This is a genomic window from Vibrio sp. TMPB1044, assembly GCF_030442075.1.
Taxonomy (GTDB): domain Bacteria; phylum Pseudomonadota; class Gammaproteobacteria; order Enterobacterales; family Vibrionaceae; genus Vibrio; species Vibrio satsumensis.
On record NZ_JAUJED010000042.1, the window covers coordinates 9998 to 24448 of the forward strand.

At 45.0% G+C, this 14451-nt stretch carries 12 protein-coding genes and 1 pseudogene; all 13 read right to left on the reverse strand.

The window, feature by feature from the left end:
* Positions 1-813 (reverse strand): annotated as a pseudogene (rpoS, locus tag QQ041_RS20690) (RNA polymerase sigma factor RpoS); the annotation flags it as partial.
* Positions 814-911: 98 nt separating this feature from the next.
* Positions 912-1826 carry a murein hydrolase activator NlpD gene (nlpD, locus tag QQ041_RS20695; RefSeq protein WP_050620526.1) on the reverse strand — a complete coding sequence of 305 codons (915 nt, stop codon included), beginning with the start codon at positions 1824-1826 and terminating at the stop codon, positions 912-914.
* A gap of 34 nt (positions 1827-1860) precedes the next feature.
* Positions 1861-2487: a protein-L-isoaspartate(D-aspartate) O-methyltransferase gene (locus QQ041_RS20700; protein ID WP_017059029.1), complete on the reverse strand. Its 627-nt coding sequence runs from the start codon at positions 2485-2487 to the stop codon at positions 1861-1863.
* Positions 2488-3231, reverse strand: a complete 744-nt coding sequence (surE, locus tag QQ041_RS20705; RefSeq protein WP_285954957.1) for a 5'/3'-nucleotidase SurE — start codon at positions 3229-3231, stop codon at positions 2488-2490.
* An 81-nt stretch (positions 3232-3312) separates the two neighbouring features.
* Positions 3313-4359: a tRNA pseudouridine(13) synthase TruD gene (truD, locus tag QQ041_RS20710; RefSeq protein WP_146490606.1), complete on the reverse strand. Its 1047-nt coding sequence runs from the start codon at positions 4357-4359 to the stop codon at positions 3313-3315.
* Positions 4360-4381: 22 nt separating this feature from the next.
* The gene (gene ispF, locus QQ041_RS20715) at positions 4382-4861 is read right to left on the reverse strand and encodes a 2-C-methyl-D-erythritol 2,4-cyclodiphosphate synthase (protein ID WP_086711987.1); all 480 of its coding nucleotides are present in this window, start codon (positions 4859-4861) and stop codon (positions 4382-4384) included.
* Between the two features lie 2 nt (positions 4862-4863).
* Positions 4864-5565, reverse strand: a complete 702-nt coding sequence (gene ispD, locus QQ041_RS20720) for a 2-C-methyl-D-erythritol 4-phosphate cytidylyltransferase (RefSeq protein ID WP_146490605.1) — start codon at positions 5563-5565, stop codon at positions 4864-4866.
* Positions 5565-5846 carry a cell division protein FtsB gene (ftsB, locus tag QQ041_RS20725; RefSeq protein ID WP_010435786.1) on the reverse strand — a complete coding sequence of 94 codons (282 nt, stop codon included), beginning with the start codon at positions 5844-5846 and terminating at the stop codon, positions 5565-5567. The genes ispD and ftsB overlap by 1 nt, the downstream gene beginning before the upstream one ends.
* A gap of 623 nt (positions 5847-6469) precedes the next feature.
* A complete protein-coding gene (gene eno / locus QQ041_RS20730) occupies positions 6470-7768 on the reverse strand; it encodes a phosphopyruvate hydratase (RefSeq protein ID WP_017059033.1) in 1299 nt (432 codons plus the stop codon).
* 80 nt (positions 7769-7848) lie between these two features.
* Positions 7849-9489 (reverse strand): CTP synthase, encoded by a 1641-nt coding sequence (locus tag QQ041_RS20735; protein ID WP_017063214.1) that lies wholly within the window; start codon positions 9487-9489, stop codon positions 7849-7851.
* A gap of 150 nt (positions 9490-9639) precedes the next feature.
* On the reverse strand, positions 9640-10437 hold the full coding sequence (gene mazG / locus QQ041_RS20740; protein ID WP_146490604.1) for a nucleoside triphosphate pyrophosphohydrolase: 798 nt from the start codon (positions 10435-10437) through the stop codon (positions 9640-9642).
* A 261-nt stretch (positions 10438-10698) separates the two neighbouring features.
* Entirely contained in the window at positions 10699-12921 is a 2223-nt protein-coding gene (gene relA, locus QQ041_RS20745; RefSeq protein WP_285954958.1) for a GTP diphosphokinase, read from the reverse strand.
* Positions 12922-13035: 114 nt separating this feature from the next.
* On the reverse strand, positions 13036-14355 hold the full coding sequence (rlmD, locus tag QQ041_RS20750; RefSeq protein ID WP_146490603.1) for a 23S rRNA (uracil(1939)-C(5))-methyltransferase RlmD: 1320 nt from the start codon (positions 14353-14355) through the stop codon (positions 13036-13038).
* Between the last annotated feature and the right edge of the window lie 96 nt (positions 14356-14451).

Genomic DNA, 14451 nt, shown 5'->3' on the forward strand with positions numbered 1-14451 from the left:
CAAATCGACGCGCAAGCACCTCTTTCTGTTTCGGGTTCAGCTCATCAAGCCAGAAAATTAACGAGTTCTTGATATCGCTATCTTGAGTTGAAACCTCAGGATCTGAATTATTGATGTCTGGAATAATATCCAACAGCGCTTTCTCACCGTCACCACCAATTGGCGTATCAACAGAGCTCACTCGTTCGTTTAGACGAAGCATCTTGCTCACATCACCAACAGGTTTATCTAGCTTAGAAGCAATTTCTTCTGCCGTTGGTTCATGGTCAAGCTTTTGTGATAGCTCTCTTGCAGTGCGTAGGTAGATGTTCAGCTCTTTCACAACATGGATTGGCAACGGATAGTGCGAGTCTGATTCATTAACGCACGTTCAATGGTTTGACGAATCCACCATGTCGCGTAAGTTGAGAAGCGGAAGCCACGCTCTGGATCAAACTTCTCTACGGCGCGAATCAAACCTAGGTTGCCTTCTTCGATTAGATCGAGAAGTGCAAGGCCACGGTTGCTATAACGACGTGAAATTTTTACCACTAAACGCAGGTTACTTTCGATCATGCGTTTACGTGCTGCTTCATCACCGCGTAGAGCTCGACGTGCGTATAGCACTTCTTCTTCTGCGGTTAGTAGTGGTGAGAAACCAATTTCGCCTAAGTAGAGTTGAGTGGCATCTAAACTTTTAGACGTAACTTCAACTTCTTCTTTTGCTTCGGTTTTCTTAGTAGCTGTTCGTTTTGCTTTTCCAAGAGCTTCCGGTTCCGTGGTTGCTTGGTCAAGATCGAACTCTTCTTTGGTTACTGCATTGCTTATACTCATAACGCCTCCCCCTGGCGAAATTAGCATGACATTACAACTTCATATGTCGCTAAATGACTATGTCACTCCATACAATACGTAATTTTTGCATATTGTATTTAAGGTAAATATCGTTTTGGATTAACAGATTTACCTTGGTAACGAATCTCAAAGTGCAGCCTAACACTGCTGGCTCCAGAGCTTCCCATTGTTGCAATCTTCTGCCCTGGTTTCACACTTTGCCCTTCAGATACTAATAGTCGGTCGTTATGCGCGTATGCACTTAAGTAATTATCATTGTGCTTCACAATCACTAGATTGCCGTAGCCTCGTAATGCATTACCCGAATAAACAACCGTTCCCCCTGCAGTAGATACTATTGGCTGACCTCGCTGTCCTGCTATGTCTATGCCTTTATTTCCTTGTTCGCCTACAGAGAAATTCTTGATTACTCTCCCTTTAGTTGGCCATAACCATTTGGATACTTTATCACTTGTTGGTTTGGTGGACGGTGTAACATTCTGTTTACCTTTAGACCCAACATACTCCTTTGATTTGGATTGTTCAACCTTCTTTGGTGGATCTTTTTTCACCACTTTGGTGGTAGTTTGAGCTGGAGCCGGTTTAGAGTTTTTGCTCTTTTGTGGTGTGGTTTTCGGTTTACTTGCCGCAGATGACGTTGTGGATGCGGCGACAGGCGCTGCAACTGCTGCTGCCGCTACCGTTGACTTACCATACGCTGGCGCATTATAGCTAGGACGCCACAACTTAAGCTTCTGCCCTGGGTGGATAGTGTAAGGAGCAGACAACTTGTTATAACCGATGAGGTCTTTAACGTCTTTATTGGTGACATAAGCAATGAAGTAAAGGGTGTCGCCTTTTTTAACTTCATAGTAACTGCCACGATAACTACCACGATCAATCGATGAGTAATTCTTGTTTAGGCTTGAAACGGGCGCAGGCGAATTCGCTGCACACCCAACAAGGGCACAGCTAAGCAGTAAAGTACTTCCTTTTAACAACTTCGAACGCATCGACTCTCTATCCACCTACACCATTAGTCTTTTATTAAGCTAGCTCACCAGGAACAAGAGGTACAAATCTCACCATCTCGATAACACTCGATAAAAACTCATCGCCGTGTCGAACGATCTTCAATAGTTGCTGTTCGTCATCACCAACTGGAATCAGTAAACGACCACCATCTTTCAGCTGTTGCAGAAGCGCTTGAGGAATCGACTCTGCAGCGGCGGTGACAATAATCGCATCAAAAGGGGCTTTTGAAGACCAACCTTGCCAACCATCACCGTGTTTAGTTGAGATATTGTAGAAATCGAGTTGCTTCAACCTACGTTTTGCATCCCATTGTAGCGACTTTATTCTTTCAACCGAATAAACATGATCAACAAGTTGAGCCAATACCGCAGTTTGGTAACCAGAACCCGTTCCGATCTCCAAGACACGGCTATCTTGTTGTAATTCAAGTAGCTCTGTCATTTTAGCAACAATGTACGGCTGTGAAATTGTCTGACCCTGACCGATAGGCAGCGCATTATTATCATAGGCTTGGTGATACATCGCCTGTGATAAAAAACTCTCTCTCGGCAGTTGGTAGATCGCATCAAGAACCTTTTGATCCTGAATACCATTTTCAATCAGAAAAGTAATTAAACGCTCAGCTTGCGGATTACTCACTTACTTCTCCCCTAACCATGTTGCCATCGCACCCAGCGACTCATGCGCCGTTAGATCAACTTGTAACGGTGTTACCGATACAAAACCATGCTCAATCGCGTAAAAATCGGTACCTTCACCGGCATCTTGCTCTTTGCCCGGAGGGCCTAGCCAATAGATATCGTAACCACGCGGGTCTTTTTGCTTGATCATATCTTCAGCGTGATGACGAGCACCTAGGCGTGTCACCTGAGTACCAGACAGTTGTTCTAAGGCTAAATCAGGAACGTTCACGTTCAACAAACGATTGGTCGGGATTGGGTTTGCTAAATGTTGTTCGACAATACGACGAGCAATCGTTGCCGCTGTCTTAAAATGTTTTTTTCCCACCAGAGAAAACGCTACCGATTGAACGCCTAGAAAGTGCCCTTCCATTGCTGCTGCTACCGTGCCTGAATAAAGCACGTCATCACCAAGGTTAGCACCGTGATTAATACCCGTTAACACCAGATCCGGCATATCATTCTTTAGCAGTTCGTTTAACGCAAAATGCACACAGTCAGTCGGTGTTCCTTGTACCGAATAGGTATTTTCAGCAATCTCTTGAACACGCAGAGGCTGTTCTAAAGTTAATGAATTTGACGCACCCGAGCGATTACGGTCAGGGGCAACAATGATAACTTCAGCAAGATCACGTAGCTCATTTGCCAGCTCATGAATACCTTGAGCGTGCACACCATCATCATTGCTGAGTAAAATCTTCATCTTGTATCCTTTCTTTTGTTCCCATGCTAAGCCAAGTCACTTAAATTCCAATATCAAGTGACCCAGCTCCAAGCAGAATCGTTATTGCTCGTAGGTTCTCTCTACGTGTACTTCTTCAACCAACTCACGAACGATAGCGGTTGCGAAACAACCTGCGTCTAGAGAGAACTTAAGAGTGACATTATCTTCGTTCACTTCCCAAGTTAGACCCGTTGGTTTTAACGATGCTTCACGACGGTCATGGCGCATGCGGTTACCGCGAATCAGCGCCATTAGGTCAGGTTCAGAATCAAGATGTTTTTGCTCTAACGCTTGAGACTCATTTGTTGTTGGTAAGGCATTATCACCAGCCAAAGCAACAGTAACCAATGCTGCGCCATTCGCGATGTCTTGGTTTACTGCTTCAATATTGTCCGCTGTTACCGCTAGTTGAGCGCCGTCTTTCATGACAATATCGCCAACCAATGCCGATGCAAACGCATCTTGCTCAATACGGTCTGACAGGATCAGGTTGTAAATCCACGAGCGAGCCGAAGAAAGGTACAAGCTACGCTTATTCTGGTTACGAGTACGAACGTTATCACGGCCCCAACGACGAGCTTCAGATAAGTTGTTACCTTCATTACCAAAACGCTGAGCACCGAAATAATTTGGCACGCCGACTTGAGCGACTTTTTCCAAACGTTTTACGACATCATCACAATCTGTTACTTCAGACAAAGTCAGCTCGAATTGGTTGCCAACTAAATCACCCGGACGTAACTTTTTGTTGTGACGTGCTGTCGCCAAGATCTCAATGCTTGGGTACTGTGCTAAAAAAGCTGAAAAGTCAGGCTCACCTTTTGGTAGGTGTACACTCAACCACTGCTCAGTAACCGCGTGACGGTCTTTTAAACCTGCCCAGCTCACGTCCTTCGACTTAACACCGCAAGCTTTAGCCAGCTCGTTTGCCACGAAGCTCGTGTTTTCACCAGTTTTACGAATACGAACCATTAGGTGCTCGCCTTCACCAGTAAACTCAAAACCCAAGTCTTCATTAACGACAAAGTGTTCGGCTTTTGCTTTTAGTTTTGCTTTCGCAGTTGGTTTACCGTTTAGATAAGCCAATGAAGATAAAATATCTGACATGCTGTTCTTTTCGTGTTGGTGCTTACGCACTTTTAGTAATTAGGACCACCGCTTCACATGCGATGCCCTCTTTGCGACCTGTAAAACCTAAACGCTCAGTGGTCGTCGCTTTTACATTCACATTGCTAATGCTGGTTTCTAAGTCTTGAGAAATAGCTTGGCACATAGAGTCTATATGAGGCGCCATCTTTGGAGCTTGCGCCATGATAGTAATATCAGCATTACCAATCACGTAACCTTGCTCTTTTACTCGACGATAAACATCTTTCAGCAGTTCACGGCTATCTGCACCTTTCCATTCGTCGTCAGTATCTGGGAAATGACGACCAATATCACCCGCAGCAATCGCACCTAATAAAGCGTCACACAACGCATGAAGGGCAACATCACCGTCTGAGTGTGCAATAAGACCTTGCTCGTAAGGGATGCTTACACCACCAATAATTACTGGGCCTTCACCACCAAACTTATGTACATCAAAGCCATGGCCAATACGAATCATCATTATTCCTTATTCTGACTTAAATAGAACTCAGCAAGCGCTAAATCTTCAGGCTGAGTAATCTTAAAATTATCTGAGCGCCCTGCCACTATAGCGGGCGATAAACCTTTCCATTCGAAGGCTGAGGCTTCATCAGTAATCGAAGCGCCTTGGTGCAACGCCTCACTTAATGCATTCCACAGAGGCTTTGCTCTGAACATTTGCGGCGTAAGAGCATGCCATAAATCGGCTCGCTCAACGGTATGCTCGATCTGCCCCTGGGAACCTCGCTTCATGGTGTCACGAACTGGAGCCGCTAAAATAGCGCCCACATCATGGCTCATCGCACCAGAAATTAGCTTGTCGATATCACTTAGCTGAACACAAGGCCTTGCCGCATCGTGAACCATTACCCAATCACCAAGTTGCTGCTCAGCGATATAGTTTAGCGCAGAGAGCACAGAGTCCGCTCGCTCGCTTCCGCCAGACACTCTGATCACTTGTGGATTCTGATTGAGTGCTAGTTCAGGGTAGTATGGGTCATCATCGCTGATCGCAACGACAATTTGAGCGACTTGTGGGTGAGACAGTAATTTCTCGAGGGTGTGCTCTAAAATCGTTTTGCCGTGAATTTTAAGATATTGCTTAGGGCGATCAGCCCTCATTCGGCTACCGACGCCTGCTGCAGGTACAACGGCAATCACGCTTTGAAGTTGAGTCGACATTAATGGGATTCCTCACCAATGATGCGATAAAACGTTTCGCCTTCTTTGACCATACCAAGCTCATGACGTGCGCGTTCTTCTATCGCGTCTAAGCCTTGGCGTAGATCGTCAATTTCAGCAAACATTTCTGCATTTCGAATATGTAGCTTTTCGTTTACTTGTTGTTGAACTTGGATTTCGTTGTTCACACCGTAGTAATCAGAGATACCATTTTTACCGAGCCACAGTGTGTGTTGTAGCCAGCCAAACACTATGAGCAGTACTAAAGCAAAAATTCGCATAACACCTTTCGCCGGTTGAAAAAGAAGGAACTAGAATAAGGCACATATATACCATAATGAGCTTATTGGTGCGAGATATGCGGTGTCAGGGAATTAAGAAGTCAGGGAATTATTGGACAGAATAGTGAGTGGTAACAATGAAGTTCCCTACTCCTTTCTTCGTTAGTCTAGGGAATGACGAACTTTCGGTATCAAAAAGATAGCTTTAGAGCCTAGAGGTTCTCACCTCACTTTTTTACAGGCAAAAAAAACGCCCTACCGAAGTAGATCGTTTTTCAAAAGCTTTAAGCTAATAATTCAAAGTGAATTATTGACCTTTAACTTCTTTAAGGCCGCTTTCATTGTAAAAAGGAGGAGTTTTAGAATCTAGGTCCTCTTTGCCTCACTTTCCTACAGACAAAAAATGCCCCGCATCAGCGAGGCATTTAAAGCTTAGGTTAATAATTCCTGTGGTTTAAAAACCAGAGAGATTATTGACCTTCAACTTCTTTAAGACCGCTTTCGTTGTAAAAAGGAGGAGCTTTAGAACCTAGAGCTTATTTCTACCATTTTTTACAAACATAAAAAAACGCCCTACCGAAGTAGAGCGTTTCAAAAGCTTTAAGTTAACAATTCGCTAGGAATTATTGACCTTTAACTTCTTTAAGACCGTTGTAAGGAGCTTTAGAACCTAGAGCTTCTTCGATACGGATAAGTTGGTTGTACTTAGCAACACGGTCAGAACGGCTCATAGAACCAGTTTTGATTTGACCTGCAGCTGTACCTACCGCTAGATCAGCGATAGTTGCATCTTCAGTTTCGCCAGAACGGTGAGAGATTACTGCAGTGTAGCCAGCGTCTTTAGCCATCTTGATAGCAGCTAGAGTCTCTGTTAGAGAACCGATTTGGTTGAACTTGATAAGGATAGAGTTAGCTACGCCTTTCTCGATACCTTCAGCAAGAATCTTAGTGTTTGTAACGAACAGATCGTCACCAACGATTTGAAGCTTGTCGCCTAGAAGTTCAGTTTGGTGCTTGAAACCATCCCAATCTGACTCGTCAAGACCGTCTTCGATAGAAACGATTGGGAAGTTGTTCGCTAGCTCAGCTAGGTAGTGGTTGAACTCTTCAGAAGTGAAAGTTTTACCTTCGCCCTTCATGTTGTAGATGCCAGCTTCTTTGTCGAAGAACTCAGATGCTGCACAGTCCATAGCAAGAGTAACGTCTTTACCTAGTTCGTAACCAGCAGCAGCAACAGCTTCTGCGATAACTTCTAGAGCTTCAGCGTTAGACTTAAGGTTAGGAGCGAAACCACCTTCATCACCAACTGCAGTGCTGTAGCCTTTAGACTTAAGAACTTTAGCTAGGTTGTGGAATACTTCAGCGCCGATACGTAGACCTTCTTTAAGAGTCTTAGCGCCAACTGGTTGGATCATGAACTCTTGGATGTCAACGTTGTTATCTGCGTGCTCACCACCGTTGATGATGTTCATCATTGGTAGAGGCATAGAGAACTGACCAGCAGTACCGTTTAGCTCAGCGATGTGCTCGTATAGAGGCATGCCTTTCGCAGCAGCAGCAGCTTTTGCGTTAGCTAGAGATACAGCTAGGATAGCGTTCGCGCCGAACTTAGACTTGTTATCAGTACCATCTAGGTCAAGCATGATTTGGTCAACGTCAGCTTGTGCTTTAGCGTCAGTACCAACTAGAGCTTCAGCGATTGGGCCGTTTACAGCTTCAATAGCTTTAAGAACACCTTTACCTAGGAAACGTGATTTGTCGCCGTCACGTAGCTCAAGAGCTTCGCGAGAACCAGTAGATGCGCCAGATGGAGCAGCAGCCATACCTACGAAACCGCCTTCTAGGTGTACTTCAGCTTCTACAGTTGGGTTACCACGTGAATCGATGATTTCACGACCTAGAACTTTAACGATCTTAGACATTGAATGTTTCCTTCTCGTTGAATATATAAATGTCAAATTTAAAGGTAGCAGCACAACTTACGCAGCTACCTGTATTCCTTTTACTTCTCTAACTCGCCGCGCTGGAACTCGCCAGCCGCTTTAACGAAACCTGCAAACAATGGGTGACCATCGCGAGGTGTTGAAGTGAACTCTGGGTGGAATTGAGCAGCAACGAACCATGGGTGGTTCGGGTTCTCAATAACTTCAACCAGTTTCTTGTCCGCAGATAGACCCGATACTTTTAGGCCCGCTTTTTCGATTTGTGGACGAAGATTGTTGTTCACTTCGTAACGGTGACGGTGACGTTCATGGATCGTCGCGCTACCGTATAATTCGTAAGCTTTCGTCCCTTTCGCTAGGTGACAAAGCTGTGAACCAAGACGCATTGTGCCGCCAAGGTCAGATGTTTCTGTACGCTCTTCAACTTTACCTTCGCCATCAGTCCACTCAGTGATAAGACCAACAACTGGGTACTTAGTTTCAGTACAGAATTCAGAAGAGTGTGCCCCTTCCATTTTCGCAACGTTACGAGCGTACTCGATAAGTGCTACTTGCATACCTAGACAGATACCTAAGTACGGTACTTTGTTTTCACGAGCGTATTGAGCAGCAAGAATCTTACCTTCAACACCACGGTCACCAAAGCCACCGGGAACTAGGATTGCATCTAGGCCTTCTAAAACTTCTACGCCACGAGACTCAACGTCTTGTGAATCTACGTATTTAATATTAACGCTTAGGCGGTTTTTCAAGCCTGCGTGTTTTAGTGCTTCATTTACTGATTTGTATGCATCTGGTAGTTCAATGTACTTACCAACCATACCAATCGTCACTTCACCCGTTGGGTTAGCTTCTTCGTAAATTACTTGTTCCCATTCAGACAGGTCTGCTTCTGGAGCTGTGATGCCGAAACGCTTACATACAAGTTCATCAGTGCCTTGAGCTTTAATAAGCTGAGGGATCTTGTAGATAGAGTCAACATCGCGCATAGAAATAACTGCATTTTCTTGCACATTACAGAACAGAGCAATTTTCTTACGCTCGTTCGAAGGAATGTTGCGGTCTGAACGACAAACTAGGATGTCTGGCTGAATACCAATAGACAGCAACTCTTTTACAGAGTGTTGCGTTGGCTTAGTTTTAACTTCGCCCGCAGCTGCTAGGTATGGCACTAGAGTAAGGTGCATGAACATTGCGCGTTCACGGCCTAGTTCTACTGCTAGCTGACGAATCGCTTCCATGAATGGTAGAGATTCGATATCACCAACCGTACCACCAACTTCAACGATCGCGATATCGTGGCCAGCTGCGCCAGAAATTACACGCTCTTTGATAGAGTTAGTGATGTGTGGGATAACCTGAATAGTTGCACCTAGGTAATCACCGCGACGCTCTTTCGCGAGTACGTCTGAGTAAACACGACCTGCAGTGAAGTTGTTACGCTTAGTCATCTTGGTGCGAATGAATCGCTCATAGTGACCAAGGTCAAGGTCAGTTTCAGCGCCATCTTCCGTAACGAACACTTCACCGTGCTGAGTCGGGCTCATAGTGCCTGGATCAACGTTGATGTAAGGGTCAAGCTTCATCATAGTCACTTTAAGACCACGAGCTTCTAAAATAGCCGCAAGAGATGCTGCAGCAATACCTTTACCTAGAGAGGATACAACCCCGCCAGTAACAAAAATGTAATTTGTCGTCATGTTTAACCTGAAATTGGTTGAATGAGGGAAATGGACTACTTCTGGACGGGATGAAAATATACCAGAAGCCCCTTATCGCCACAACGTGAAATCTATCACACTGCTATTTTTTATTTTTTGCTTCAAATCAATTCATGATAAAAGCTTTGGTTATCTTTTCTCCGCCACTTTGACTTCATCCCACATGGAATCAAGCTGTTGTAGTGAAAAGTCGTTCAAAATTTTATCCTGCTGACGAACTTTTTGTTCCACCCCTTTAAAACGACGTGAGAACTTCAAATTGGCTTTATTGAGCGCCGACTCTGGATTTTTACCTAAATGTCGCACCAAATTGACCGTCGCAAACAGCAAGTCACCTAACTCTTCTTCAACCAAATCTTCATTAGGCGTCACTTGAAGAGCTTCCTCTAGCACCTCATCGACTTCCTCTAAAACCTTATTAGCCACTGGGCCAATAGAGTCCCAATCGAAGCCATACTTCGCTACCTGTTTTTGAATCTTTGTAGCACGTGAAAGCGCGGGTAGAGAGTTTGGTATTGAGTCTAGAATACTTTCTGGAGTTTTGCCTGCTTGCGCTTTTTCTTTGGCTTTTTCGGCTTCCCAATTGGCATTAATCTCTTCATCGCTCGCAAACTCGGTATCAGAGAACACATGTGGATGGCGGCGCGTTAGCTTCTCATTGATGCCATCAACCACATCAGAAAACTCAAATAGCCCCTGCTCTTTCGCTAGCTGGCTGTAGAAAATCACCTGAAACAACAGATCACCTAACTCTTCTTGTAGGTTTGGCCAATCTTTATTATGAATCGCATCCACCACCTCGTAGGTTTCTTCGATAGTATGCGGAACAATGGTTTCAAAATTTTGTTTCAAATCCCAAGGACAGCCACCTTCTGGATCGCGCAGCTTAGTCATAATCTGTTCAAGTTGTTCAATCGGGTGATTCATCTTTTCTTCCTATTCACTGTCTTTGATTTTTAAATTTAAAACTTCTGTTAAAACTAAAAAAGGTGAGCAGCTAAAACCACTCACCTTTCTATTTTTCTTGTTAAACCAACGCGTCATTCAATGCATTGTTCGGTTTTTACTAAGTAATTGGTTCTTCTAACAAGGCAACAAACTTACGAGACTTCTGAGCATAGCTTGCCTATGTGATGAAGCGAGTATAGTGCAGTTAACACGGTTAGAAAGCCAAGTACGACGTAAAAGCTAGCCTAGTCTTTTGACGCTCATTACATCTTTGATCTGCTCGACACGACTTGTCACTCGACTCAGAATCTCAATATTGGTCACTTCCAAATCGAAATCCATTACCGATAGCTGACGCTTGTAATCGATGCGGCTCTTCATTGTTGTCACGCTGATCTTCTCGTTCGAGAACAGTGAGGTGATGTCTTTCAACAAGCCATTACGCTCTAGCGCTTCAACGCGCAGAGTTAGGATGTAAGAACCGACGAAGCCATTGCCCCAGACAGTATCAATAATACGTTCTGCCGCATGCAGGCTTAGCTCACTCAACTGCTCACAGTCAGCACGGTGCACTGAGATACCACGACCTTGCGTAATGTAACCTTTAATAACATCGCCTGGGATTGGCTGACAGCAACGCGCTAGGTGCGTCATTAAGTTATCAACGCCCTCAACCACTACCGCGTCTTTCTTAGGACGACTCTGCTGTGCTGGCTTGTTTTCCGACTCAAGCAGTTTCTCTAGCGCTTTCTTATCTTCTTCTTCCGCCGTCGGCTTATTCACCAACGCATTGATGTGATTAACCACTTGGTTAATGCGCAAGTCGCCACTGCCGATACCAGCATAGAGTTCATCTGGCGTGTTGACGTTAAAGCGTCTTAGCGCGTATTGGTCTGCATCTTTTAGGGTTGCACCGACTTTCGCTAGTTCAACCTCAAGGATGTCTCGACCCGCTTCGAGGTTCTTCTCTCGGCTTTGCGCACGGAACCAAGCATTGATCTTCGCACGAGCCCGGCTTGAATGAACGAACCCTGTAGTTGGATTTAACCAGTCACGTGATGGGTTCGGTTCTTTTTGAGTGATGATTTCAACCTGATCACCCATCGATAATTTATGGGTAAACGGTACGATACGTCCCGCTACTTTTGCACCGATACAGCGGTGTCCAACCATCGAGTGGATGTGGTAAGCGAAGTCCAACGGAGTGGCACCCATAGGTAAATCGACGACATCACCGCGCGGTGTAAATGCGTATACGCGGTCATCGAATACTTGGCTACGCACTTCATCCAGCATCTCGCCAGAGTCCGACATCTCTTCTTGCCAATCGATAAGTTTACGCAACCAAGTGATTTTCTCATCGTAACCACTGCGCCCGCTTGAAGCACCTTCTTTGTACTTCCAGTGCGCAGCGACACCCAACTCAGAGTCTTCGTGCATTTGCTTGGTACGGATCTGAATCTCAATGGTCTTGCCTTCAGGGCCCAGAACCACGGTGTGAATCGATTGGTAACCATTTGGCTTAGGGTTCGCCACGTAGTCATCAAATTCACTTGGTAGATGTTTGTATTTGGTATGAACCACACCTAGGCCGGCATAGCAGTCTTGAAGCTGGTCGGCGATGATACGCACAGCACGCACGTCAAAAAGCTCATCGAAGTCCAAGCCTTTCTTCTGCATTTTACGCCAGATACTGTAGATGTGTTTTGGTCGACCGCTGACTTCAGCATTGATGTTTGAACGCTGCATTTCTGCTGTTAAATCATCAACGAAATCTGTGATGTATTGTTCACGAACGATACGACGCTCAGACAGCTGTTTCGCAATCTGCTTGTAGGTGTCTGGCTGCTGATAGCGGAATGCGTAATCTTCGATTTCCCACTTAAGTTGACCGATACCTAAACGGTTCGCCAGTGGAGCATAGATGTTAGAACACTCTTTTGCTGCCGCGCGACGTACAGCATCTGGCGCTTTTTTTACTTCAATAAGGTTACAGATTCGCTCAGCTAGCTTGATAACTACGCAGCGGAAATCATCCACCATCGCCAGTAGCATACGACGAACGTTATCAACTTGACCCGAGGCAGCGCTGCCTTCAAGAGTCACGTTTAACTGGCCTAAAGCCGCCATTTCTTCAACGCCATCAATCAACTTTACGGTTTCTTTACCGTAGCTTTCTTCAAACGCTTCGCGCTCAAAAACGCCGCTTGAGACGACGGGAAAAAGTTGTGCTGCAATTAAAGTGGCACGGTCCATGGACAGCGTAACCAAGATTTCGATCATCTCACGGCCACGCCAAAGCAACAGCGATGCTTGCTCGTGATCTTTTAATAGCTCTTCACAGTGACGATAAACTTTGATCAGTTTATTCGAGGTCTTTACGTCTTGATTCAGTGACGCAATCCAACTTTCTAGCTCAAACTGTTCGCTTGGGTTTAAATGTGCGCTTCGTACCGCAACCATCATGCCTTCCTAGTTATTATGTTTTATACCCAACTCAATATGACTAACTGGTTCCAAGTTAGTTCGACCATATTGATATCAGCGCAAGTTTCCCTGCGCCTTTGTGATTCATTTTTAAGCCTTGATAAAGAGAGCCATCGATTCTAGATGACTGGTGTGCGGGAACATGTCCAACATACCCAATTTGGCTAACTGATAACCTTGTTTTTCTAAGCTCTCAGAATCTCTAGCTAGAGTAGCAGGATTACACGAAACATAAACCACACGCTTCGCTCCTAACGCTGAAATTTGATCAACGATCCCACTCGCTCCCGCACGTGCCGGGTCAAGCAATACTTTATCGAATTTCTCTTTTGCCCAAGGCTGTGAAGATAAGTCTTCTTCAAGGTTAGTTTGGTAAAATTCCGTATTGCTTAACTGGTTTAACGCTGCGTTAGATGTGGCTTGCTGAACCATTTCATCAACGCCTTCCACACCAACCACAAACGCCGATTGTTGTGCTATAGGCAAACTGAAGTTACCTAGACCACAAAACAGGTCTAGCACTCGCTCATCCGCTTGAGGTTCTAGCCACTCAATCGCTTGAGCCACCATCTGCTGGTTGACCTTCTGGTTCACCTGAATGAAATGGTTTGGCTCGAAAGGTAAGGTAACACCCGTTTCACTATAGGTTGGCGCTTCACCAACCAAACGAACCAACTTATCGGTTTCAGGCATCGAATACAACGTCGCGCCTTCTTCTTTCGCTAACGCTATCAGCGCTTGTTCATCTTTTTCAACCAAAGGTTTGAGGTGGCGTAGCACCATAACAGGGCCAGTATCGCCCAACACCAATTCAACGTGTCCTAAAGACGTAAGGTTGTTGAAAGTGTTTAGTAAATTTTTCAGTTTTGGCAGCAATACATTGAGGCGAGGATCAAGCACGGCACAATCTGTGATGTTTTCAATCTGCTTACTCTGCTTCTTACGGAAACCGAACTGAAGCTGCTGTGTCTTCTTATCAACAAATAGGCTGATACGTGCGCGACGTCGATAACCGGTTTCATCACCTATAATAGGCTGTGCAACTTCAGTATTTGCCGTTTGGTATTGGCTCATCAGGTGCGTCAGAGATTGCGATTTATGCTCAACCTGAGAAGAATAACCGAGGTGCTGAAGGTGACAGCCACCACACTGATTAAAGTGCTTACAAAACGGCTTTAAACGCTGCCCGCTCGGCTTCAATAACTTGATAAGCTTAGCTCGCGAAAACTTACTTTTGCTCTCAGTAAGTTGAATAACCACCTGCTCACCGGGCAATGCGCCATCAATGAAAACTGGTTTATTCTTCTGATAAGCGATACCAGCGCCATTGTGATCCATTCGTTCAACCAAAACCGATTGATGCTTGGTCTCGAGTTGAGTTTTCTTTTTTGGTTGGAAAAAACGTGCCATTGCTTGTGCCTAATGTATCTTTTAATAAGTAATTGGTATCCAGGACTCACTATTATGTCTTGGAATCATTGTCGAACGTCACGGCTTTGATTAAGC

What these genes read in the sequence shown, in the direction of transcription:
- ispF (WP_086711987.1), bottom strand. Translation starts at nt 4,861, where the DNA reads ATGATTCGTATTGGCCATGGCTTTGATGTACATAAGTTTGGTGGTGAA.
- surE (WP_285954957.1), bottom strand. Translation starts at nt 3,231, where the DNA reads ATGAAGATTTTACTCAGCAATGATGATGGTGTGCACGCTCAAGGTATT.
- ispD (WP_146490605.1), bottom strand. Translation starts at nt 5,565, where the DNA reads ATGTCGACTCAACTTCAAAGCGTGATTGCCGTTGTACCTGCAGCAGGC.
- mazG (WP_146490604.1), bottom strand. Translation starts at nt 10,437, where the DNA reads ATGAATCACCCGATTGAACAACTTGAACAGATTATGACTAAGCTGCGC.
- truD (WP_146490606.1), bottom strand. Translation starts at nt 4,359, where the DNA reads ATGTCAGATATTTTATCTTCATTGGCTTATCTAAACGGTAAACCAACT.
- QQ041_RS20735 (WP_017063214.1), bottom strand. Translation starts at nt 9,489, where the DNA reads ATGACGACAAATTACATTTTTGTTACTGGCGGGGTTGTATCCTCTCTA.
- ftsB (WP_010435786.1), bottom strand. Translation starts at nt 5,846, where the DNA reads ATGCGAATTTTTGCTTTAGTACTGCTCATAGTGTTTGGCTGGCTACAA.
- rlmD (WP_146490603.1), bottom strand. Translation starts at nt 14,355, where the DNA reads ATGGCACGTTTTTTCCAACCAAAAAAGAAAACTCAACTCGAGACCAAG.
- nlpD (WP_050620526.1), bottom strand. Translation starts at nt 1,826, where the DNA reads ATGCGTTCGAAGTTGTTAAAAGGAAGTACTTTACTGCTTAGCTGTGCC.
- eno (WP_017059033.1), bottom strand. Translation starts at nt 7,768, where the DNA reads ATGTCTAAGATCGTTAAAGTTCTAGGTCGTGAAATCATCGATTCACGT.
- relA (WP_285954958.1), bottom strand. Translation starts at nt 12,921, where the DNA reads ATGGTTGCGGTACGAAGCGCACATTTAAACCCAAGCGAACAGTTTGAG.